Origin of the sequence: Streptomyces sp. NPDC004284, assembly GCF_042874035.1 — a bacterium.
In the GTDB taxonomy this organism is placed as follows: domain Bacteria; phylum Actinomycetota; class Actinomycetes; order Streptomycetales; family Streptomycetaceae; genus Streptomyces.
The window spans coordinates 804234-825812 of the sequence record NZ_JBIAMJ010000001.1; the positions used below are offsets into that span (position 1 = coordinate 804234).

18 protein-coding genes are annotated in these 21579 nt (G+C 73.5%); 7 read left to right on the forward strand and 11 right to left on the reverse strand.

Annotation, left to right across the window (positions count from 1 at the left end; translation table 11 throughout):
* Nucleotides 1-6: 6 nt before the first annotated feature.
* Together ACFYUS_RS03750 and pta are read right to left on the reverse strand one after the other, a co-directional pair.
* Nucleotides 7-1224: an acetate kinase gene (locus ACFYUS_RS03750; RefSeq protein ID WP_388845291.1), complete on the reverse strand. Its 1218-nt coding sequence runs from the start codon at nt 1222-1224 to the stop codon at nt 7-9.
* Nucleotides 1221-3302 carry a phosphate acetyltransferase gene (gene pta / locus ACFYUS_RS03755; protein WP_388845293.1) on the reverse strand — a complete coding sequence of 694 codons (2082 nt, stop codon included), beginning with the start codon at nt 3300-3302 and terminating at the stop codon, nt 1221-1223. Before pta ends, ACFYUS_RS03750 begins: the two co-directional genes overlap by 4 nt.
* A gap of 307 nt (nt 3303-3609) precedes the next feature.
* Between pta and ACFYUS_RS03760 the strand changes: the two genes are divergently transcribed.
* A complete protein-coding gene (locus ACFYUS_RS03760) occupies nt 3610-4635 on the forward strand; it encodes an ATP-dependent 6-phosphofructokinase (protein WP_388845296.1) in 1026 nt (341 codons plus the stop codon).
* Between the two features lie 207 nt (nt 4636-4842).
* On the forward strand, nt 4843-5601 hold the full coding sequence (locus ACFYUS_RS03765) for a hypothetical protein (RefSeq protein ID WP_388845299.1): 759 nt from the start codon (nt 4843-4845) through the stop codon (nt 5599-5601).
* 2 nt (nt 5602-5603) lie between these two features.
* Here the strand turns inward: ACFYUS_RS03765 and ACFYUS_RS03770 are convergent, their stop codons facing one another.
* From ACFYUS_RS03770 to ACFYUS_RS03785, 4 genes are all read right to left on the reverse strand, one after another.
* The gene (locus ACFYUS_RS03770; RefSeq protein WP_388845302.1) at nt 5604-6344 is read right to left on the reverse strand and encodes a tyrosine-protein phosphatase; all 741 of its coding nucleotides are present in this window, start codon (nt 6342-6344) and stop codon (nt 5604-5606) included.
* Nucleotides 6345-6412: 68 nt separating this feature from the next.
* Complete coding sequence (locus tag ACFYUS_RS03775) at nt 6413-7021, reverse strand: helix-turn-helix domain-containing protein (protein ID WP_388845981.1); 609 nt, start codon at nt 7019-7021, stop codon at nt 6413-6415.
* A 164-nt stretch (nt 7022-7185) separates the two neighbouring features.
* Complete coding sequence (locus tag ACFYUS_RS03780) at nt 7186-7881, reverse strand: response regulator (protein WP_388845304.1); 696 nt, start codon at nt 7879-7881, stop codon at nt 7186-7188.
* Nucleotides 7878-9584 carry an ATP-binding protein gene (locus tag ACFYUS_RS03785; protein ID WP_388845307.1) on the reverse strand — a complete coding sequence of 569 codons (1707 nt, stop codon included), beginning with the start codon at nt 9582-9584 and terminating at the stop codon, nt 7878-7880. The genes ACFYUS_RS03780 and ACFYUS_RS03785 overlap by 4 nt, the downstream gene beginning before the upstream one ends.
* Before the next feature lie 176 nt (nt 9585-9760).
* Here ACFYUS_RS03785 and ACFYUS_RS03790 point away from each other — a divergent pair, with 176 nt between their 5' ends.
* Nucleotides 9761-11113 (forward strand): cation:dicarboxylate symporter family transporter, encoded by a 1353-nt coding sequence (locus ACFYUS_RS03790; RefSeq protein ID WP_388845309.1) that lies wholly within the window; start codon nt 9761-9763, stop codon nt 11111-11113.
* A 73-nt stretch (nt 11114-11186) separates the two neighbouring features.
* Here the strand turns inward: ACFYUS_RS03790 and ACFYUS_RS03795 are convergent, their stop codons facing one another.
* Entirely contained in the window at nt 11187-12068 is an 882-nt protein-coding gene (locus ACFYUS_RS03795; RefSeq protein ID WP_388845312.1) for an aldo/keto reductase, read from the reverse strand.
* A complete protein-coding gene (locus ACFYUS_RS03800) occupies nt 12068-12964 on the reverse strand; it encodes an NAD-dependent epimerase/dehydratase family protein (protein WP_388845315.1) in 897 nt (298 codons plus the stop codon). Before ACFYUS_RS03800 ends, ACFYUS_RS03795 begins: the two co-directional genes overlap by 1 nt.
* 76 nt (nt 12965-13040) lie before the next feature.
* Between ACFYUS_RS03800 and ACFYUS_RS03805 the strand changes: the two genes are divergently transcribed.
* Genes ACFYUS_RS03805 through ACFYUS_RS03815 form a run of 3 tightly spaced genes read left to right on the forward strand, consistent with a single transcriptional unit; the run spans nt 13041 to nt 14370 of the window.
* Nucleotides 13041-13559, forward strand: coding sequence for an Lrp/AsnC family transcriptional regulator (locus ACFYUS_RS03805; RefSeq protein WP_388845319.1), 519 nt, complete (start codon nt 13041-13043; stop codon nt 13557-13559).
* A 47-nt stretch (nt 13560-13606) separates the two neighbouring features.
* On the forward strand, nt 13607-14023 hold the full coding sequence (locus tag ACFYUS_RS03810; RefSeq protein WP_388845322.1) for a MerR family transcriptional regulator: 417 nt from the start codon (nt 13607-13609) through the stop codon (nt 14021-14023).
* Nucleotides 14020-14370, forward strand: a complete 351-nt coding sequence (locus ACFYUS_RS03815; protein ID WP_388845325.1) for a thioredoxin family protein — start codon at nt 14020-14022, stop codon at nt 14368-14370. Before ACFYUS_RS03810 ends, ACFYUS_RS03815 begins: the two co-directional genes overlap by 4 nt.
* A gap of 15 nt (nt 14371-14385) precedes the next feature.
* Here ACFYUS_RS03815 and ACFYUS_RS03820 read toward each other — a convergent pair whose 3' ends face one another.
* Nucleotides 14386-15198, reverse strand: a complete 813-nt coding sequence (locus ACFYUS_RS03820; RefSeq protein WP_388845328.1) for a squalene/phytoene synthase family protein — start codon at nt 15196-15198, stop codon at nt 14386-14388.
* Nucleotides 15199-15469: 271 nt separating this feature from the next.
* Between ACFYUS_RS03820 and ACFYUS_RS03825 the strand changes: the two genes are divergently transcribed.
* Nucleotides 15470-17716 (forward strand): HelD family protein, encoded by a 2247-nt coding sequence (locus tag ACFYUS_RS03825; RefSeq protein WP_388845330.1) that lies wholly within the window; start codon nt 15470-15472, stop codon nt 17714-17716.
* Here the strand turns inward: ACFYUS_RS03825 and glgB are convergent.
* Together glgB and ACFYUS_RS03835 are read right to left on the reverse strand one after the other, a co-directional pair.
* Nucleotides 17703-19934 carry a 1,4-alpha-glucan branching enzyme gene (glgB, locus tag ACFYUS_RS03830; RefSeq protein ID WP_388845333.1) on the reverse strand — a complete coding sequence of 744 codons (2232 nt, stop codon included), beginning with the start codon at nt 19932-19934 and terminating at the stop codon, nt 17703-17705. The two genes, ACFYUS_RS03825 and glgB, sit on opposite strands and share 14 nt — an antisense overlap.
* A gap of 178 nt (nt 19935-20112) precedes the next feature.
* Nucleotides 20113-21450 carry a maltokinase gene (locus ACFYUS_RS03835; protein WP_388845335.1) on the reverse strand — a complete coding sequence of 446 codons (1338 nt, stop codon included), beginning with the start codon at nt 21448-21450 and terminating at the stop codon, nt 20113-20115.
* Nucleotides 21451-21579: the final 129 nt, after the last annotated feature.

Genomic DNA, 21579 nt, shown 5'->3' on the forward strand with positions numbered 1-21579 from the left:
GTCCGCTCAGGCGTTCACTTCTCCGCGCACCAGTGCGTAGCTCTGCCGGGCGATCTCCAGCTCCTCGTCCGTCGGCACCACGGCGACCGCCACCCGCGCGTACACCGGCGAGATGATCCGGGCCTCGTCCGAGCGGACGGAGTTGAGGTCGGAGTCCACCGCGAGCCCCAGCTCCTCCAGGCCCGTGATCGCGGCCTCGCGCACCGGCGCGGCGTTCTCGCCGACCCCCGCCGTGAAGGCCACCGCGTCCACCCGCCCGAGGACGGCGTAGTACGCCCCGATGTACTTCTTCAGGCGGTGGACGTAGATGTCGAAGGCGAGCGCCGCCCGCTCGTCGCCCTCGTCGATCCGCCGGCGGATCTCCCGCATGTCGTTGTCGCCGCAGAGGCCCACCAGACCGGACTTCTTGTTCAGGAGCACGTCGATCTCGTCCGTCGACATGCCCGCCACCCGCTTGAGGTGGAAGGTCACCGCCGGGTCGATGTCGCCCGAGCGGGTGCCCATGACCAGGCCCTCCAGGGGGGTCAGGCCCATCGAGGTGTCCACGCACCGGCCGCCCCGCACCGCCGAGGCGGAGGCGCCGTTCCCCAGGTGCAGCACGATCACGTTCACCTCCTCCGGCTCCTTGCCGAGCAGCCGCGCCGTCTCCCGCGAGACGTACGCGTGCGAGGTGCCGTGGAAGCCGTACCGGCGGATGCGGTGCGCGTCGGCGGTCTCCACGTCGATCGCGTACCGCGCCGCCGACTCCGGCATCGTCGTGTGGAAGGCCGTGTCGAAGACCGCCACCTGCGGCAGGTCCGGGCGCAGCGCCATCGCCGTACGGATGCCGACGAGGTTTGCCGGATTGTGCAGCGGCGCCACCGGCACGAGCCGCTCGATCTCCGCGAGCACCTCCTCGTCGATGACCGTCGGCTCGGTGAACCGCAGCCCGCCGTGCACCACCCGGTGGCCGATCGCCGCCAGCTCGGAGGAGTCCAGGCCCAGACCGTCCGCCGCCAGCTCCTCGGCGACCGCCTTCAGCGCGGCCGCGTGGTCGGCGATCGGCCCGTTCCTCTCGCGCCTCTCCCCGCCCTGGAGCGGGGTGTGGACGATCCGGGAGGTCTCCTCGCCGATCCGCTCGACCAGGCCCTGCGCGAGCCGGCGGTCGCCCTTCATGTCGAGCAGCTGGTACTTCACCGACGAGGAGCCGGAGTTGAGGACCAGAACGCGGGTCGGTGTCGTCATGCGGGGAGCTCCTGGGCCTGGGACTGGATCGCCGTGATGGCGACCGTGTTGACGATGTCGCTGACGAGGGCGCCGCGCGAGAGGTCGTTCACCGGCTTGCGCAGGCCCTGGAGCACCGGCCCGACGGCCACGGCACCGGCCGAACGCTGCACGGCCTTGTAGGTGTTGTTGCCCGTGTTGAGGTCCGGGAAGATCAGCACGGTCGCCTGGCCCGCCACCTCCGAACCCGGCAGCTTCGTCGCCGCCACGGACGGCTCGACGGCCGCGTCGTACTGGATCGGACCCTCGATCCGCAGCTCCGGATGCGCCTCGCGGACCAGCTTCGTCGCCTCCCGCACCTTGTCGACGTCGGCGCCGGAGCCCGAGGTGCCCGTCGAGTACGAGAGCATCGCGATCCGCGGCTCCACGCCGAAGCGGGCCGCGGTCGCCGCCGACTGGACGGCGATGTCCGCGAGCTGCTCGGCGTCCGGATCCGGGTTGACCGCGCAGTCGCCGTACACCAGCACCTTGTCGGCGAGGCACATGAAGAAGACCGAGGAGACGATCGACGCGTCCGGCTTCGTCTTGATGATCTCGAACGCGGGCCGGATGGTCGCCGCCGTCGAGTGCACGGACCCCGACACCATCCCGTCGGCCAGGCCCTCCTGGACCATCAGGGTGCCGAAGTAGTTCACGTCCGAGACGACGTCGTACGCCAGCTCCACGGTGACGCCCTTGTGGGCCCGCAGCGCCGCGTACTGCTCCGCGAACGCGTCGCGCAGCTCGGAGGTCTGCGGGTCGATCAGCTGCGTGTCGCCCAGGTCCACGCTCAGGTCGGCGGCCTTCTTGCGGATGGTCTCGACGTCGCCGAGCAGGGTCAGGTCGCAGACGTCACGGCGGATCAGCACGTCGGCGGCGCGCAGCACCCGCTCCTCGGCGCCCTCCGGGAGCACCACCCGGCGCCGGTCGGCCCGCGCCTGCTCGAGCAGCTCGTGCTCGAACATCATCGGCGTGACCCGGCCGCTGCGCGCGACCGAGATCCGCTTGAGGAGGTCGGCGGTGTCCACGTGCCGCTCGAAGAGGCCGAGGGCGGTCTCCGCCTTGCGCGGGGTCGCCGCGTTCAGCTTGCCTTCGAGCGCGAACAGCTCGGCGGCGGTCGGGAAGCTGTTGCCGGGCACGGAGATGACGGGGGTTCCGGGCGCGAGGCGGGCCGCCAGGGTCAGGATCTCCTCGCCGGGCCGCTCGTTCAGGGTGAGCAGCACGCCCGCGATCGGCGGGGTGCCCGCCGAGTGCGCGGCGAGCGCGCCGACGACCAGGTCGGCCCGGTCCCCGGGGGTGACGACCAGACAGCCCGGGGTCAGCGCGTGGAGGAAGTTCGGCAGCATCGCGCCGCCGAAGACGAAGTCGAGCGCGTCCCGCGCGAGCCCCGCGTCGTCGCCGAGGAGGACGGTGGCGCCGAGCGCGTGGGTGATCTGGGCGACGGTGGGCGCGGCGAGCGCCGGCTCGTCCGGCAGGACGTAGCACGGTACGGGGAGCCGGGCCGCGAGCCGCTCGGCGATGGCCTCGCGGTCCTCGCCGGCCACCCGGTTGACGACCATCGCGAGGACGTCGCAGCCGAGTCCGTCGTACGCCCGGAAGGCGTTGCGCGCCTCGGCGCGCACGGACTCGGCGGGCTGGCCCTTGCCGCCGACGACCGGGATGACGGAGGCGCCGAACTCGTTGGCGAGGCGGGCGTTGAGCGCGAGCTCGTCGGGGAGCTGGGTGGCGGCGAAGTCGGTGCCGAGGACGAGGACGACCTCGTAGTCGCGGGCGACGGCGTGGAAGCGGTCGACGAGCCGGGACACCAGCTCGTCGGTGCCCTGCTCGGCCTGGAGCGCGGAGGCCTCGTGATAGTCCATGCCGTAGACCGTCGACGGGTCCTGGGTGAGCCGGTAGCGGGCGCGCAGCAGGTCGAACAGCCGGTCGGGACGGTGGTGCACGAGGGGCCGGAACACCCCCACCCGGTCCACCTGACGGGTGAGGAGCTCCATGACTCCCAGCTCGACGACCTGGCGGCCGTCACCGCGGTCGATCCCGGTCACGTACACGCTGCGCGTCACGCCGTGGTCTCCTGTCCAGTCCTGCGGAAGGGGCCGGAAGGGTGCCCTCGCGGCACCTTCTCCGCGGCCCGTGCGTCAATCGACAGTGCTCAGAAAGCCCCGATAGGGCGGCATTACCCCCTTGACAATACCCCCGGCGATGGTTACGCCGCCCGCCGGACGAAGGGCCCGGGGACCAGGGACGAAAGGCCTCCCCGGGGCCGCCGGGAAGGACGCGCGGACGTCCGGCGAGCGCGCCCGCCGGTAACGGCGTGTGAGAATCGAGGTGGCTCATAACGGACCGCGACCGAGCAGGAGACACAGCACGATGCGCATCGGAGTTCTCACCGCAGGCGGCGACTGCCCCGGCCTGAACGCAGTGATCCGGTCGGTCGTGCACCGGGCCGTCACCCACTACGGCGACGAGGTCATCGGCTTCGAGGACGGCTACGCGGGCCTGCTCGACGGCCGCTACCGCGCCCTCGACCTCAATGCCGTCAGCGGCATCCTCGCCCGCGGCGGCACCATCCTCGGCTCCTCCCGCCTGGAGCGCGACCGCTTCCGCGCGGCCTGCGACAACGCCAAGGAGCTCATCGAGAAGAGCGGCTTCGACGCGCTCGTCCCGATCGGCGGCGAAGGCACCCTCACCGCCGCCCGGATGCTCCACGAGGCCGGCGTGCCGGTCGTCGGCGTCCCCAAGACCATCGACAACGACATCTCCTCCACCGACCGCACCTTCGGCTTCGACACCGCCGTCGGCGTCGCCACCGAGGCCATGGACCGGCTCAAGACCACCGCCGAGTCCCACCAGCGCGTGATGGTCGTCGAGGTGATGGGCCGGCACGCCGGCTGGATCGCCCTGGAGTCCGGCATGGCCGGCGGCGCCCACGGCATCTGCCTTCCCGAGCGGCCCTTCGACCCGGCCGACCTGGCCAAGATGGTCGAGGAGCGCTTCGCCCGCGGCAAGAAGTTCGCCGTCATCTGCGTCGCCGAGGGCGCCCACCCCGCCGCGGGCACGATGGACTACGACAAGGGTGAGATCGACCAGTTCGGCCACGAGCGCTTCCAGGGCATCGGCACGGCCCTCGCGTACGAACTGGAGCGCCGCCTCGGCAAGGAGGCCCGTCCCGTCATCCTCGGTCACGTCCAGCGCGGCGGCACGCCGACCGCGTACGACCGCGTCCTCGCCACCCGCTTCGGCTGGCACGCGGTGGAGGCCGTGCACCGCGGCGACTTCGGCCGGATGACGGCCCTGCGCGGCACGAACGTCGAGATGGTGCCGCTGGCCGAGGCCGTGACCCAGCTCAAGACGGTCCCGGAGGACCGCATGCGCGAGGCGGAGTCGGTCTTCTAGAGCGGGACCCGTCCGGTGCGGCTCCGGTCACCGGAGCCGTACGGGACGGCCTTCCGGCCCCTCCGCCGGGACCTCCGCCCCGACTTCTCCCGACGCCTCCCCCGGAAATGCCGGATTCCGCCCTTGAGCCCCGGCGCGGGATCAACAAGGCTGGGGGCCTGTCCCGGACATGCCCCGACCCTGTCCGGCGGAAAGGGGGAGGCGCGGATGACGCCGGGGGAGCACGCTCCTGATCCGCGGACCGCACGGGAGGAGCCCGCGGCAGGCGGCTTGTACGGACCCGGCCCGGCGGCCACGGGCCCGGCCGCCGCCGAGGACCCCGGAGAACCGCCCGCCTGGCCCGGCACCCCCGAAGCCCCGGATCCCGGCGAGGCCCGTCCGGGGCCCCGGACCCGGATACGGCGCGGCCTGGTCGCGGCGATCGCGTTCGCGGGGCTCGTGCTCGCCGGTGTCAGTGTCGTCGCCTTCCTGAAGGACGGGCAGGCCGGACACCCGCCCCGCAGGCCCACCGCACCGGCCGCCGGGGACGTCCGCATCCGGGTGGCCGGCACCGAGTTCTGCCTCGGCGAGCGGCGCGGCGCCCGCACCGGGCAGGTGCACCAGGTGCCGTGCGCCGCGGCGGGCCTCCCGCGCTATTCGCTGGCGGAGCTGGGCGGCGGACGGTGGAGGATCGTTTCGCACCACCCCGACCTCGGCCCCGGCTGCTCCGGCATCCCCTCCGGGGGCCGGATACCCGGCGCCGCGTACGAGGACGCCGCGTGCGGCGACCCGACCCGGGTGGAGGCCTTCGCCCTGGAGGCGTACGGCACCCCCGTCGAGGGCTACCGGATCGTCCCGGCCGACCCGGCGACCCCCGGCAGCTGCGTCACCGTCGTCGGCGACCGCGAGGCCGCCTGGGCGCGGCTCGCCCAGGCGGCCTGCGCGCCGGACGCGGCGGGCCAGCTCTTCGACTTCGACCGGGACTGAGGTCAGGCGGCCTCCACCAGCCGGGCCCTGAGCGCCGTCACCACCGCCGGGTCGAGCCCGACGTGGCCGGTGACGTACCCGTACACCGAGCCGTACCGCCCGCGCAGGTCCGCGAGGAACAGCCGGATGATGTCGGCGGGCGCCCGGCCGAAGCCCGGCCAGCGCGGCTCCCGGCCCGGGTGCGTCGCCCGCCAGTCGCCGATCAGCCGCTCCGTGGCCAGCTCGGTGAGCGCGAAGTCCGCGAGGATCTCCTCGTCCGGGACGTCCAGGAGGGCGAGGACGACGGCCGCGAGCAGACCCGTGCGGTCCTTCCCGGAGGCGCAGTGGAAGACGAGCGGCTCCTGGGCGGCGGCGATCAGCTCCAGGGCCGCACGGAGCTCCTCCGCCCCGTCCTCGGCGACCTCGGCGAACCGGTCGGCGAGGTAGCGCCAGGGGTCCAGGGCCGGATCGACCGCCTCCTGGTCGTAGGGGCGGTGCTCGATGGAGAGGTTGTGCCAGGAGACCCCCTCGGTCTCCGGCAGGCGGCCCTTGCCGGCGATCTCCCACGGATAGCGCAGGTCGATCACCGTGCCCACGCCCAGCGCGCGGAAGCGCTCCAGGTCGTCGGGGCCGGCGTCCGCGAGCTTGCCGAGGGAGTCGGAGCGGTAGAGGGTCTCCCACCGCACGGTGCCGCCGTCGGCGGTCCGATAGCCGCCCAGATCACGGAAGTTGTGGAGTCGGTCGAACGGTATGTGTCGTCTCACGGCGCCAATGTACGGGCCGGTCCCGCCGTCACGGGCCGGGCCCCGCTGCCACGGGCCGGGTCCCGCCGTCATAGGCCGACCGCCGCCCAGAAGCTGTCGGTTATCCCGTCCAGATAGGCGCGTCCTTCGTCGCCGGTCGCCCCCGGCGCGCCCCAGCTGCTGACCGCCGCCATCCGCGCGTGGTAATCCGCGTGGAGCCGCTGCAGCGCGGGCTCCACGGTCCGCTTGGGCAGCGGCACCATCTTCAGGACCGGTTTCACGTACGCCTGCCAGCGCGTGGCGGCCGCGTTGCGCAGCAGTTCCGCGAGCGGCTCGTCGCCGCCGGTCGCGGTGATCAGGGCGCGCGGGCCGAGACCGAGCGCCTCGGCGAGGGCGGCCGTCTGGCGTTCGGTGCCGCGCCAGCGGCCCTCGTCCTCCATCCGCTGGTACGCGGAGGCCGACACGCCCACCAGCCGGGCGAGGTCCTCGGCGGCGAGCCCGCGCGCGACCCGGTGCTCGCGGAGGGTGGCGGGGGCGGCGATCAGGTCCACGGGGGAGCACCACAGGACGCCCGCGAGGGCGGTGAGCTCCTGCTCGTCCGGGATCGCCCGGCCGCGCTCCCAGGCGACCACGGTGTCGGGGTGGACGAGGAGGCCGTACTGGGCTCGCAGGCCGTACGCGACATGCTCCGGGGCCATGCCGAGGCCCTCGCGGAGCCGGCGCGCGGCCTGGGCGTCGAAGGGTGGGGAGGGTTGGTGCACCCGGCCACGGTAGGTATCGGAAGTGACGGGTGGCTACGGTGCGTTCCCCCAACGTGCGTCGTCGTAGGAACATGGGAACCGGACGGTAACCCTACGGATGCTCAGTGTCCGCGCGCGGGCCCGTCGAGCCAGCGGTACTGGAGCTCGGGCCGCCCTATCTGCCCGTACTGCGGGGCGCGCACGGCCCGGCCCCCGGTGACCAGGTGCTCCAGATAGCGGCGCGCGGTGATCCGCGAGATCCCGACGGCCGCGCCCGCCTCGGCGGCGGTCAGCCCCGCCGGGGTCGCGCGGAGCGTACGGGTCACCGCTTCGAGCGTCGGGGCGCTCAGCCCCTTGGGGAGCGTGGCGGGCTGCGGCGCCCGCAGCGTGGCCAGGGCCCGGTCCACCTCCTCCTGCCCGGAGGCCTCCCCGGCGGCCGCCCGGAACTCGGCGTACCGGACGAGCCTGTCCCGCAGCGTGGCGAACGCGAAGGGCTTCAGCACGTACTGGACGACCCCGAGGGACACCCCCTCGCGGACGACCGCCAGGTCTCGGGCCGAGGTCACGGCGATGACGTCCGCGGAATGCCCGACGGCCCGCAGGGCGCGCAGCAGCTGGAGGCCGTGCCCGTCGGGCAGGTACAGGTCGAGCAGGATCAGGTCGACGGGCGTCCGGTCCAGGATCCGCACGGCCGCGGCCCGCGAATGCGCCACCCCGACGACCTGGAAGCCCTCGACGCGTCCGGCGTAGAGGGCGTGGGCATCGGCGGCGACGGGATCGTCCTCGACGACGAGGACCCGGAGGGGGCTCGTGCTCATGCGGACACCTCCGGGGTGGCGGGACGGGGGGCTTCGGGGGTGCGGGGGGCGCCGGAGTCCCCGGGGCCGCCGTCTGCCGGCCCGCCCTCCCGTGGCAGCGGCACAGGCACCGGCAGCGGCAGTCGTACGGTGAACTGGGCGCCGCCCTCCGCCGCCTCCGTGAGGTCCAGCGTGCCCGAGGCGCGGGAGACCGCCTGGCCGACCAGGGCCAGGCCGAGGCCGCGGCCGGGGCCTCGGGTGGACCAGCCGCGGCCGAGGACGGCCTCGCGGTCGGAGGGGCGGACCCCGGGGCCGTTGTCGCCGACGCGGAGCAGGAGTTCGCCGTCGCCCGCGCGGGCGGCGACCGTGACGGTGACGCGGGCGTGCGGGGTGCCGCCGGCCGCCTCGACCGCGTTGTCGATGAGGTTGCCGAGGATCGTCACCAGGTCCCGGGAGGGCAGGGCCGCAGGCACCCGGCCGTCGTCGATGCGGCTGTCCTCGGTGAGGACCAGCTCCACGCCCCGCTCGTTGGCCTGTGCCGCCTTGCCGAGCAGCAGCGCCGCGAGGACGGGTTCGCCGACGGCGTCGACGACCCGGTCGGTCAGCGCCTGCGCGAGCTCCAGTTCCGCCGTCGCGAACTCCACCGCCTCCGCCACCCGGCCCAGTTCGATCAGCGACACGACCGTGTGCAGCCGGTTCGCCGCCTCGTGGGCCTGGGAGCGCAGCGCCTCCGTGAAGCCCCGCTCGGAGTCCAGCTCGCCGGAGAGCGCCTGGAGTTCGGTGCGGTCCCGGAGCGTGACGACGGTGCCGCGCCGCTCCCCGCCCACCACCGGGCGGGTGTTGACCACGAGGACCCGCTCGGCCGTCAGGTGCGTCTCGTCGACGCGCGGCTCCGAGGAGAGCAGCGCCCCGGTCAGCGGGGCGGGCAGGCCGAGTTCGGCGGCGGACCGGCCGACGACCCCCTCGTCCAGGCCGAGCAGCTCCCGCGCGCCGTCGTTGATGAGGGCGATCCGCCGCCGTCCGTCGAGCATCACGAGCCCTTCGCGGACCGCGTGCAGCGCGGCCTCGTGGTAGTCGTGCATCCGGCTCAGCTCGGTGGCGTTCATGCCGTGCGTGTGGCGGCGCAGGCGCGCGTTCACGACGTACGTCCCCGCGCCGCCGAGCGCGAGCGCCGCGCCCGCCGTCCCGAGCAGCGCGGTCACCTGCTGCCGTACCTGCTCGCTGATCTTGTCGATGGTGATGCCCGCGCTGACCAGGGCGACGACCCGGCCGTGGTCGAGGACGGGCGCCACCGTCCGGACGGAGGGGCCGAGGACGCCGAGGTGCGTCTCGGAGTAGAGCCGGCCCCGCCGGGCCTCCTCGATGTGACCGAGGTACGTGCGCCCGATCTGCGCCGGCTCGGGATGCGTCCAGCGGGTGCCGTCCGGGGCCATGATCACCACGAAGGCGACGCCCGCGTGGCGGCGCAGCGATTCCGCGTACGGCTGGAGGGCGGCGGTCGGGTCGGCGGAGCGGGCGGCGGCGACCACGGACGGGGAGTCGGCGACGGCGGCGGCGGTCGCGGTGGCCTGGCGCCGCGCGGTCTCCTCGGCCTGCGTCCGGTCCGTGAGGTACGCGAAGACCACGCATCCCGCCACGACGGCGGCCACGAGCACGACCTGCATCGCGAAGAGCTGGCCGGCCAGGCTGCGGGGGCGGGGGAGGGGGAGACGCAGACGGCGCATGCGGGTAAGTGTGCACATGGGAACGTGTGCGGCGGCAACGGGTGCCCGAATCGCGCCCTCCCGCCGGGAACGCCGCCGTGAACGAAACGAACGCAACCGTGACCCGGGTCACAGGCTGATGGATAGTCGCGGAGGTCCACCGGGACGTGGACATCCATCAGCACGAGGAGGACCCCGTGGCCGCACGCCGGGACCGTACCCACTATCTGTATCTGACCGTCATCGGCGCCGTCCTGCTCGGCATCGCGGTCGGGTTCCTGGCGCCGGGCGTCGCCGTCGAGCTCAAGCCGCTGGGCACCGGCTTCGTCAACCTGATCAAGATGATGATCTCGCCGATCATCTTCTGCACGATCGTGCTCGGTGTCGGTTCGGTCCGGAAGGCCGCGAAGGTCGGCGCCGTCGGCGGACTCGCCCTCGGCTACTTCCTCGTGATGTCGACCGTCGCACTCGCGATCGGTCTGCTCGTCGGCAACCTCCTGGAGCCCGGCTCCGGACTCCACCTCACCAAGGAGCTCGCCGAGGCCGGCGCGAAGCAGGCGGAGGGCGCGAGCGAGTCGACGTCGGACTTCCTGCTCGGGATCATCCCGACGACCCTCGTCTCCGCCTTCACCGGGGGCGAGGTCCTCCAGACCCTCCTGGTGGCGCTGCTCGCCGGCTTCGCCCTCCAGGCGATGGGGGCGGCCGGGGAACCGGTTCTGCGCGGGATCGGGCACATCCAGAAGCTCGTCTTCCGCATCCTCGGGATGATCATGTGGGCCGCGCCGGTCGGCGCGTTCGGCGCGATCGCGGCCGTCGTCGGCGCGACGGGTGCCGCGGCCCTGAAGTCGCTGGCCGTCATCATGATCGGCTTCTACGTGACCTGCGGGCTCTTCGTCTTCGTGGTCCTCGGCACGCTGCTCCGCCTGATCGCCGGGATCAACATCTGGGCCCTCCTGAAGTACCTGGGCCGCGAGTTCCTGCTGATCCTCTCCACCTCCTCCTCGGAGTCCGCGCTGCCCCGGCTCATCGCGAAGATGGAGCACCTGGGCGTCAGCAAGCCCGTCGTCGGCATCACCGTGCCGACCGGCTACTCCTTCAACCTCGACGGCACCGCGATCTACCTGACGATGGCCTCGCTCTTCACCGCCGAGGCGATGGGGAACCCGCTGTCGATCGGCGAGCAGATCTCCCTCCTCGTCTTCATGATCATCGCCTCCAAGGGCGCCGCGGGCGTCACCGGTGCCGGCCTCGCCACCCTCGCGGGCGGCCTCCAGTCCCACCGGCCCGAACTCGTCGACGGCGTCGGCCTCATCGTCGGCATCGACCGCTTCATGAGCGAAGCGCGCGCCCTCACCAACTTCGCCGGCAACGCGGTCGCGACGGTCCTCGTCGGCACCTGGACCAAGGAGATCGACAAGGCCCGCGCCGCCGACGTCCTCGCGGGGCGGATCCCCTTCGACGAGCAGACCCTCGTCGACGACCACGGGACGCCGGCGGTGCCGGCTCCGCGCGCGGACGAGGGCGAGGAGAAGGCCCGCGCGGGCGTCTGACCCGCCCCGGGGGCCACGGGCCCGCCCGCCCCGTGCGGGCCCGCGCCCGGACCGGGCGGCGACCTCCTCGCGGTCAGCGCCCGTCCAGCTCCGCGAGGTCCCGTTCCGAGAGCCGCAGGTCCGCCGCGCCCGCCGAGTCCCGCACCGTCTCCGGCCGGCTGGCCCCCGGGATCGGGAGGACCGTGGACGAGCGGGCGAGCAGCCAGGCCAGCGCGACCCGCTGGGGGCTGACCCCATGCGCCCGGGCCACCCGGTGGAAGGCGCCGAACCCGGGGTCCTCCTCCTGGGCGGACGCCCCGTCCAGGGAGCTGCGGGAGATCCCGCCCAGGGGGCTCCACGGCAGGAAGGCGAGGCCGAGCCCGGCGCAGAGCCGGAGCTCGGCCTCGCCGTCCCGGACCGCCGGGGAGTAGCGGTTCTGGACGGAGACGAGCCGGTCGCCGAGGATCTCGCGGGCCAGCAGGATCTGCGGGACGTCCACGTTCGAGACGCCCGCGAGGCGGACCGTGCCGGCGTCGAGCAACTCCCGTACGGCTCCGAGGGATTCGGCGTACGGGACGGCCGGGTCGGGCTTGTGCAGCTGGTACAGGCCGATCGCGTCGCCGCCGAGCCGCCGCGCGGAGTCCTCCGCGGCCCGCCGCAGGTGTGCGGGCCGGCCGTCCACGGTCCAGCCGCCGTCGGCCGTACGGCCCCGGCCGCCCTTCGTGGCCACGAGCACGTCGTCCGTGGCGCCGCCGTACGAGGCGAGGGCCCGCCGTACGAGGAGTTCGCCCTCGCCCGGGGTGCCGCCCGGCGGGTGGTAGGAGTCGGCGGTGTCGAGGAGGGTGACCCCCGCGTCCAGGGCCGCGTGCACGGTGGCGACGGCCCGCGCCCCGTCCGGCCGGCCCTCGATGGAGAGCGGCATCGTGCCGAAGCCGATCGCCCCGACCCGTACGTCCCCCAGCATCCGGTACCGCATCAGCGGGCCTCCCCGATCGTCTCCGCCACTGCCTTCGGCAGCCATGTGCCGGAATCGCCGAACGAGTAACCCAGCGACACCGCACGGGAGTTGTCCATGCCGTACGAGCGGGCGAAGGAGAACGGCGAGACCTCGCCGACCTCCACCTCCCGGAAGACCGTCCGGCCGCCCACGAGCTTCTCGATCTCCGCGCAGATGTCGGCGGTCGCGAGGGGGCCGTGGGAGTGCGCGTTCACCGGGCCGGTGAAGTCCGCCCCGACCGCCCAGGCGAGGAACGCGGCGATCTCCTCCACGTACACATAGGTCGCCGGGTGGTTCACCACCGGCACGGCGATCGGCTCGCCCGCCCGGATGCGCCGCGCGTAGTGGTCGAGCCGGCCCGTGAAGTCGTCGGCGCCGCCCAGGACGTGCGCCACCCGCACCGAGGCCCAGGCGAACGGGGAACCCGCCGCGAAGACCGCCTCGGCCTGCCGCTTGCCCTCCCCGTAGTGCGCGCCGAGGAACTCCGGGTCCTCCCAGGGCAGGCCCGTGTCGACGGTCACCTCGGCCAGGTCGAGGGCCGACTCGGGGACCGGCACGGCCGAGTCCTCGTACTCGTACACCTCCACGGTCGACGTCATCACATAGCGCCGGGTGCGCGCCGCGAACACCCGCCGGGCGATCTCCGCCTGGCGCGGGGTGTAGCAGACCTGGTCCACGACGACGTCGAAGGAACGGCCCGCGAGCACGGATGCGAGCGCGTTCTCGTCGTCGCGGTCCGCGACCAGCTGCTCGATTCCCTCCGGGGCGGCGGAAGAACCCCGGTTGAGCACCGTGATCCGGTGCCCGGATTCCCGGAGCAGCGCGATGAGGCGCTTTCCGAAATAGCGGTTCCCGCCGATCACCAGAACGTCCATGAATTCCGACTCCCCCAACTCCCTTGTCTCCTGGGACAAGTGTTACGTTGTGCGCTCGCCGTTTGAAGGGGGAAACATGGGAGTGCAGGCCGTCCCGCCGAAGGAACCACGGCATTCGCGCGCCGCCACCGACGAAACCTCGGCGGCCGCTTTCGACCCCATCGACCGGCAGATCCTGGACCTCCTGCAGACCGACGGCCGCATCAAACTCAGCGAGCTCGGCCGCCGCGTCCGGCTCAGCCCCGCGGCCGTCACCGAGCGCGTCCGCCGCCTGGAGGCGAGCGGGGCGGTCACCGGCTACGGCGCGCACGTCTCGCCGGCCCTGCTCGGCTACGGCATCCAGGCCTTCATCCGCGTGAACCCGCACGGCGGCTACAACCTGAAGCACCCCCGCACCCTGGAGCTCATCGCGCGCCCCGAGGTCCTGGAGGTCCACCACGTGGTCGGCGAGGACTGCTGGATCCTCAAGGTCGCCGTCACCGACACCATCCACCTCGAAGAGGTCCTGGAGCGGACCTCGGCCCTCGGCCGGACCACGACCTCGATCGTCCTGTCCTCCCCGGTCGAGCGGAAGCCGCTCCTGCCGCCGGCCTGACGCCACCCCTTGCCCTGACGCCGACGTCAAGGCCTACCGTCGGGGACATGCGCATCGGAGAGCTGGCCGAGCGGGCCGGAACGACCACGCGGACCCTGCGGTACTACGAGTCCCGGGGCCTGCTGACCGCCCGGCGCACGGACCAGGGCCACCGCACGTACGACGAGGACGACCTGCGGCTGCTCCAGCAGATCCGGACCCTCCAGGACTTCGGCTTCGAACTGGAGGAGACCCGGCCGTTCGTCGACTGCCTGCGCGCGGGGCACCCGGCGGGGGACTCCTGCCCCGCCTCGATCGCCGTCTACCGCCGCAAACTCACCGAGCTGGACGGCCTCATCGACCAGCTCCAGGCGGTACGCGCCCACCTGGGCGCCCAACTGCTGCGGGCCGAGGCGGAACTCCCGCACGGCCCGGAGCCCCGATGCGAACTCGACATGACGGAAGCGGAAGGGACGACGAAATGACCACCCACACCACCCACACCACGCACACGACGGACGCGGACTTCGCGAAGGACGTCCTCGGCTCGGAGCTGCCGGTCCTGGTGAAGTTCACCGCGGACTGGTGCGGCCCGTGCCGGCAGCTGACCCCGGTCCTCGACGCCCTCGCCACGGAGGAGGCCGGCCGCCTCCGGATCGTCGAGATCGACGTGGACCGCAACCCGGAGACCACCCTCACGTACGGGGTGCTCGCCGCCCCCACCCTCATGGTCTTCCGGGCCGGCGAACCCGTGAAGTCGATCGTCGGCGCCCGCCCGAAGCGCCGCCTCCTGGCCGACCTGGAGGAGGTTCTCCGGCCGACGCGGGCGTAACGGGGGGGCGAGGGCTCAGCCGCGCCCCCGCGCCACCGCCTCCCTGAGCAGCAGCGCGCCCGCCGCCGGAGCCGACGGCCCCGACGTGCGGGCCGCCAGCGCCGGACCGGCGCGGCGCACCGCGTCGAGGCGGAGCCGCTGGACGCCGACGAGGGCCCGCACGAAGGGCCGGTGCACCGGGTCCACCACGTCCGCGAGCGGGCCCGCCGCCGTCAGGTCGGCCGCGGCCCGGCCCACCTGCTCCTCGACGAGCCGGCCGAGCGCCGCGCTCGGCCGGGTGAGGTCCGCGCCGTGGCGCGCCACCGCGTCGGCGGGGACGCCCGGCCGGCCCGCGCGCACGTCCTCCGGCAGGTCCTCCAGGAAGTCGAAACGCTGCATGGCGCGGATGAGCCGGTGGCAGCCGTCCGTGAACGCCTCCCGCTCCGACGCCTCCCCGGGGGCGAGCAGACAGGCCGTGAGCATCAGCGCGGGCAGGGAGTACTCCCGTACGTACCGCTCCAGCTCCTCGTCGTCCGCGATCGTCCGCCACTCCACCTCGCGCGCGCAGCCCCGCAGGAACTCCTCCGCGTGCGCCCGCACGTCCGGGTGGCGCCCGGCGGTGCGCACCAGGCAGCGCAGCACGGGCAGCCCGGCATCGCCCCCGGCGAAGGCCTTCCGCACGAGCCCGTCCCACTCCACGAGCGCGGCCGCCCGCTCGCCCGGGGTCCCGCGGTCGATCCGGTCGTCGGTCTCGTGCATGAACGCGACGGCGGCCACGACGTGCGGCAGCAGCGCCGCGGGCAGCAGCAGCCGCGCGGCCGCGTACTCGGCCGTCGCGAACCTCCGCACCGCCCGCCGCTGCTCCGTGTAGTCCCGCCGCAGCCCCGGCTCCCCGATCCCGGCCCGGTCCTCCCGGCACGACGAAGCCCCGGGGCACTCGCCCCGGGGCTTTTCGACATGGACGGCTGTCGGCGCGCGGCATTTTCGAGGGCACAAAAATACCCCGGACTAGAATTGACAGCCGGGGTGTTGTGTCACGTATATTTGCGAATTCCGTGTCTCAGGACACGGGAGAAACAAAGAAGTTCAATAAACGCACTGTATCGCGCTGGGAGTCGAATTGTCAACCGAGCCATTTCGGGAAGAGCAGAAATTCATCACCTCGCTCTACGCGCGGCTCGACGACCTGAGGGACCAGGCCGAAGCCGGCGTCGCCCGGGCCCTCGCCACGCCCGGAACCGGGAGCGCCCAGTCCCGCCTCGAACGGGACGTGATGGTCGCCGAGCGGTCCGGGCTGCTCGCCGCGCTCGACGCGGGGGAGAGCGGGCTCTGCTTCGGGCGGCTCGTCTTCAGGGACGGGCGGGACCACCACATCGGGCGGCTCGGCATCCGGGAGGACGACGCGAACCGTACGCCGCTCGTCGTGGACTGGCGGGCCGAGGTCGCCCGGCCCTTCTACCTCGCCACGGGGTACGAGCCGATGGGGCTCACCCGCCGCCGGCACATCACCACCAAGGGGCGCGAGGTCGTGTCCCTGCACGACGAGGTGCTCGACCTCGCCGACGCCACCCGCACCGGCCACGAGAGCCGGAACGCCGACGAGGTGCTGCTCGCCGCGCTGGACGCCGCCCGCACCGGGCGGATGCACGACATCGTGCAGACCATCCAGGCGGAGCAGGACGCCATCATCCGCTCCCCGCACCGCGGGGTCCTCGTCGTGGAGGGCGGTCCCGGTACGGGGAAGACCGCCGTCGCCCTGCACCGGGCCGCGTACCTCCTGTACGCGCACCGCGAGCAGCTCGCCAAGCGGGCGGTGCTCATCGTCGGGCCCAACCCGGCCTTCCTGGGCTACATCGGCAACGTCCTGCCCTCCCTCGGCGAGACCGGCGTGCTCCTCGCCACCCCCGCCGAGCTGTTCCCCGGCGTCCGCGCCACCGGCACCGACACCCCGCGCGCCGCCGCCGTGAAGGGCGCCGCCGCCATGGCCGACGCCCTCGCCGCGGCCGTACGGGACCGGCAGCGGGTGCCCGAGCGCGGCGAGCCGCTGATCGTCCCGCACGACGACGGCGACCTGGTCATCGACTGGGACATGGCCCTCGAAGCCCGCCACAAGGCCCGCGAGACCGCGCTCCCGCACAACCTCGCCCGCCCCTACTTCGTCTTCCGGATCCTCGACGCGCTCGCCGAACAGCTCGCCGACCGCATCGGCGCCGACCCCTACGGCGGCCCCAACTTCCTCGGCCCCGACGACATCGCCCTGCTCGCGAAGGGCATCGCCGCCAACCCCGAGGTCCACGGGGCCATCGACACCCTCTGGCCGGCGCTCACCCCGCAGGAGTTCCTCGCCGACTACCTCGCCGAGCCCACCCACCTCGACGACGAGGCCGCCGCCGCCATCCGGCGCGACGCCGGGCCCTGGACCCCCGCCGACGTACCCCTGCTCGACGAGGCCGCCGAGCTCCTCGGCGAGGACGACTCGGCCCTCCGCGCCGCCGAGGAGGCCGAGCGGCAGAAGCAGATCCAGTACGCGCAGGGCGTCCTCGACGTCTCCTTCGCCTCCCGCACCTACGAGTTCGAGGACAAGGAGGAGCTCGACAAGGACGCCTCCGAGGTCCTCTCCGCGCACGACATCATCGACGCCGAGCGGTTCGCCGAGCGCCACGAGGAGGCCGACCACCGCACCGCCGCCGAACGGGCCGCCGCCGACCGCACCTGGGCCTTCGGCCACATCATCGTCGACGAGGCCCAGGAGCTCTCCGCGATGACCTGGCGGCTCCTCATGCGCCGCAGCCCCAGCCGCTCCATGACCCTCGTCGGCGACCCCGCCCAGACCGGCGACCCGGCCGGCGTCGGCGCCTGGCGGTCCATCCTCGGCCCGTACGTCGAGGACCGCTGGGACCACGTCCGCCTCGGCGTCAACTACCGCACGCCCGCCGAGATCATGGCCGTCGCCGCCGAGGCCCGGCGGGCCGCCGACCCCGGCTTCGAACCGCCCCGCTCGGTCCGCTCCACCGGCGTGGAGCCCTGGGACCGGACCGCCGAGGACCCGGTGAAGGAGGCGGCGGACGCGGTCGCCGCCGAACTCCGCGAGGAGGGCCGGATCGCCGTCATCGCCCCGGCCGGATTCCACCCCGGACTGATCGCCGCCCTCCCCGAGGCCTCGTACGGCCCGAAGCCCGACCTCACCCGGCCGGTCGTCCTCCTCGACCCCCGGCAGGCGAAGGGCCTCGAATTCGACACCGTCCTCGTCGTCGACCCCGACGGCATCCGGGAGGGCGCCACGCACGGGGTCAACGACCTGTACGTGGCGCTCACCCGGGCCACTCAGCGGCTCGGAGTGATCAGGCCGGCCGTCACGCCGGCCTGAGCCAGACCGTCGCCAGCGGCGGCAGCGTCATCCGTACGCTCGCCTCACGGCCGTGCCACGGCACCGACTCGGTCTTCACCGGGTCGGTGCCGACCACGTCCGAGCCCCCGTACCGGGCCGCGTCCGTGTTCAGGACCTCCGCCCAGGCCGCGAACGTGTCCGGCACCCCCAGCCGGTAGTCGTGCCGCACCACCGGCGAGAAGTTGCACACCGCGAGCAGCGGCGAACCGAAGCCGTCGAAGCGCAGGAACGCGAAGACGTTGTCCTCGGCCGCGTCCCCCACCACCCACTGGAAACCGTCCGGAGCGGTGTCCCGCTCCCAGAGCGAGGGCGTCCCCGCGTACACCGTGTTCAGGTCCCGGACGAGGTCCCGCACCCCCCGGTGGTCCGCCTCCGCCCCGTACGCCGGATCGAGCAGCCACCAGTCGGGCCCGTGGTCCGCCGACCACTCCGCGCCCTGCGCGAACTCCTGCCCCATGTACAGCAGCTGCTTGCCCGGGTGCGCCCACATGAAGCCCAGATAGGCGCGGTGGTTGGCCCGCTGCTGCCACCAGTCGCCCGGCATCTTCGACACCAGCGACCGCTTGCCGTGCACCACCTCGTCGTGCGAGATCGGCAGGATGTAGTTCTCGCTGTACGCGTACACCATCGAGAACGTCATCTCGTGGTGGTGGTACTTGCGGTGCACCGGCTCCTTCTGCACGTACTCCAGCGAGTCGTGCATCCAGCCCATGTTCCACTTCATGCCGAAGCCCAGACCGCCGAAGCCGCCGGGGCCCACCTGGTCCGTCGCCCGCGTCACCCCGTCCCAGGCCGTCGACTCCTCGGCGAAGGTGACGACGCCGGGGCAGCGGCGGTACACGGTGGCGTTCATCTCCTGGAGGAAGCGGACCGCGTCCAGGTTCTCCCGGCCCCCGAACTCGTTCGGCAGCCAGTCGCCGTGCTCCCGCGAGTAGTCCAGGTAGAGCATCGACGCCACCGCGTCGACCCGCAGCCCGTCCACGTGGAACTCCTGGCACCAGTACACGGCGTTCGCGACCAGGAAGTTCCGCACCTCCTTGCGGCCGTAGTCGAACTCGAGGGTCCCCCAGTCGGGGTGGTGCGAACGGCGCGGGTCCTCGTGCTCGTACAGCGGCCGCCCGTCGAACTCCGCGAGCGCCCAGTCGTCCTTCGGGAAGTGCGCGGGCACCCAGTCCATCAGGACGCCGATCCCGGCCCGGTGCAGCGCGTCGACGAGGAACCGGAAGTCGTCCGGGGTCCCCATGCGGGCCGTCGGCGCGTAGAAACCGGTCACCTGGTAGCCCCAGGACCCGCCGAAGGGATGCTCGGTGACCGGCATGAACTCCACGTGCGTGAACCCGAGATCACGGACGTACGCGGGCAGCTGCTCGGCCAGCTCGCGGTAGGTCAGCCCCGGCCGCCACGACGGCAGGTGCACCTCGTAGACCGAGATCGGCGCCTCGTGCGGCGGGCGCGCCCCGCGCCGCTCCATCCACTCGGCGTCGTCCCACGCGTAGTGCGACGCGGTGACGATCGAGGCGGTGTTCGGAGGGCATTCGGTCCGGCGGGCCATCGGGTCCGCGCGGACCGTGTGCGAACCGTCGGGCCGCGCGATGTCGTACTTGTAGACGGCGCCCTCGCCGACCCCCGGCACGAACAGCTCCCACACGCCCGTCGACCCCAGCGAACGCATCGGCAGCGCCGTGCCGTCCCAGTGCGTGAAGTCACCCGTGACCCGCACGCCGCGGGCGTTCGGCGCCCACACGGCGAAGCGGGTGCCCTCCACTCCCTCGTGCGTCATCGGGTGCGAGCCGAGCGCCGTCCACAGCTCCTCGTGCCGGCCCTCGCCGATCAGATGCAGGTCGAGATCGCCGAGCGAGGGCAGGAAGCGGTACGGGTCGTGCAGCGGCAGCTCGTCCCCGTCGTACCGCACCCGCAGCTCGTACGCCGGGACCTTCCGCAGCAGCGGGACGAACACCGAGAACAGCCCGTCGCCGTCGTCGTCCATCAGGAGCCGCCTGCCCTTGGTGAGGACGGCGACCTCCTTCGCCCAGGGGCGCAGCGCCCTGATGACGACCCCGCCCTTCACCGGGTGCGCGCCGAGCAGGCCGTGCGGATCGTGATGCTCCCCGGCGAGCAGCCGGGCCCGGTCGCCCGGGTCGAGCACGGGCGCCTTCCGTACGGTGCTGGACTTCTTGCCTGCGGGACGGCCGGTCACGGGGGTGCCTCCTGGGGGCAGGGGAAGGGGGTACGGGAACGGAACGGTGGGGTGGCGGGCCGGGACACTCGGCCGAACGGGGCGCGTCGGGCTTTCGCAGGCGGGGGGCGGTGCGGCGCGCGGCGGGACTGCGCCGAACGTGTCGGGCCCGCCCGTCGAGGGCCCGACACGTCGCGGTTCACCGGGCCGCGAGGCGTTCGATCGCGGACATCGGGACCGGAAGCCAGTCCGGCCGGTGCCGGGCCTCGTACACGACCTCGTAGACGGCCTTGTCGGTCTCGTAGGCGCGGAGGAGGGCCGGGTCGGCACGGGGATCGACGCCCGCGACCTCCGCGTAGCCGGTGCAGTAGGCGGCGCGGCAGCGCGTCGCCCAGTCCGCGTTCCAGGGGCGGTGGGTGCGGGCCGCGTAGTCGAAGGAGCGGAGCATGCCGGCGACGTCGCGGACGGTCGGCTGCGGGCTGCGCCGCTCGTCGAGCGGCTTCGCCGGTTCGCCCTCGAAGTCGATGACGGCCCAGCCGCCGTCGGAGCCGCGGAGGGTCTGCCCGAGGTGCAGGTCGCCGTGGATGCGCTGGACCTCCGCCCCGCCGCTCGCCGCCGCGAACACGGCCCGCAGGCCCGGTACGTACGGCAGCAGCGCCGGCACCGCCTGGGCCGCCGTGTGCAGGCGGCGGTCCATGGCGGCGGCCAGTTGCCCGGTCTCGGAGCGGCCGAGGCGGCGGGTCGGCAGGGCGGACGCGAGCGCCAGGTGGACCTCGGCGGTCGCGCGGCCCAGTGCCCGCGCCTCGGTCGTGAACTCCCGGCCGTCCGCCAGGGCGTCGAGGGCGAGCCGCCAGCCGTCGCGGGAGTCCCGCAGGTAGGGCTGGAGGACGCCGAGGGTGGAGGCCCCGGACTCGAACCAGGCCACCGGCGCCGGGACGCGGGCGCAGCCCGCCCCGGCCAGGGCGAGCGGCAGCTCCAGGTCCGGGTTGGCCCCCGGGCTGACCCGCCGGAAGATCTTCAGGATGAACGAATCTCCGTAGACCAGGGACGAGTTGGACTGTTCCGCGTCGAGCATGCGGGGGGCCAGGGCCGGTGGCAGGGCCGTCGTGGCGTGGAAGCGCAGCGGGCCGGTGCGGCCCGGGGTGCGCAGGCGCTCGTACAGGAGGCCGGCGAGGCGCGGGTCGCGCAGTCCCTCGTAGACGGCGCGTCCGGCGAGCGGGCCCTGCCGGATCCGCCCGATCAGGGCGGGGGCGAGGCGGGGTGGGAGCTGGGTCCTTACTCCCAGGAGCAGTTGGTAGCAGTCGGCGGGCGTCCCGGCCGGGCGGCCCGGCTGTTCGACCCGTACGAGCAGGTGGAGGAGGCCGGGTCCCGTGCCGTCCAGGGGCAGCAGCTCGGTGGCCGCGTCCAGGGTGAATCCGGTGACCCGGCGGCCCTTGCCCGCGAACCAGCGCTGCCGTGGCAGCCATTCGTGGAGCAGGGGGGCGAGGGACGGAAGGAGGGCGTCCGGGGCCCGGGTGGTGGATGCGGTCTCCGGCATGGCATCGCGTCCTTTCCCCGGGGTGCGCAAGTGGCTTTCATAGGCGTTCAAATGCGCAGATTGTCCCGGATTGCGGCTGTGGCTGTCCGGATGTGCGGGACGTGTCGGAAAGGGAAGATCCGTATGGGC

Coding starts and splice junctions, on each gene's coding strand:
- ACFYUS_RS03835 (WP_388845335.1), bottom strand. CDS start 21,450: ATGCCGGAGACCGCATCCACCACCCGGGCCCCGGACGCCCTCCTTCCG.
- ACFYUS_RS03815 (WP_388845325.1), top strand. CDS start 14,020: ATGACCACCCACACCACCCACACCACGCACACGACGGACGCGGACTTC.
- ACFYUS_RS03805 (WP_388845319.1), top strand. CDS start 13,041: ATGGGAGTGCAGGCCGTCCCGCCGAAGGAACCACGGCATTCGCGCGCC.
- ACFYUS_RS03800 (WP_388845315.1), bottom strand. CDS start 12,964: ATGGACGTTCTGGTGATCGGCGGGAACCGCTATTTCGGAAAGCGCCTC.
- ACFYUS_RS03785 (WP_388845307.1), bottom strand. CDS start 9,584: ATGCGCCGTCTGCGTCTCCCCCTCCCCCGCCCCCGCAGCCTGGCCGGC.
- ACFYUS_RS03775 (WP_388845981.1), bottom strand. CDS start 7,021: ATGGCCCCGGAGCATGTCGCGTACGGCCTGCGAGCCCAGTACGGCCTC.
- ACFYUS_RS03750 (WP_388845291.1), bottom strand. CDS start 1,224: ATGACGACACCGACCCGCGTTCTGGTCCTCAACTCCGGCTCCTCGTCG.
- ACFYUS_RS03780 (WP_388845304.1), bottom strand. CDS start 7,881: ATGAGCACGAGCCCCCTCCGGGTCCTCGTCGTCGAGGACGATCCCGTC.
- ACFYUS_RS03810 (WP_388845322.1), top strand. CDS start 13,607: ATGCGCATCGGAGAGCTGGCCGAGCGGGCCGGAACGACCACGCGGACC.
- ACFYUS_RS03760 (WP_388845296.1), top strand. CDS start 3,610: ATGCGCATCGGAGTTCTCACCGCAGGCGGCGACTGCCCCGGCCTGAAC.
- ACFYUS_RS03795 (WP_388845312.1), bottom strand. CDS start 12,068: ATGCGGTACCGGATGCTGGGGGACGTACGGGTCGGGGCGATCGGCTTC.
- ACFYUS_RS03765 (WP_388845299.1), top strand. CDS start 4,843: ATGACGCCGGGGGAGCACGCTCCTGATCCGCGGACCGCACGGGAGGAG.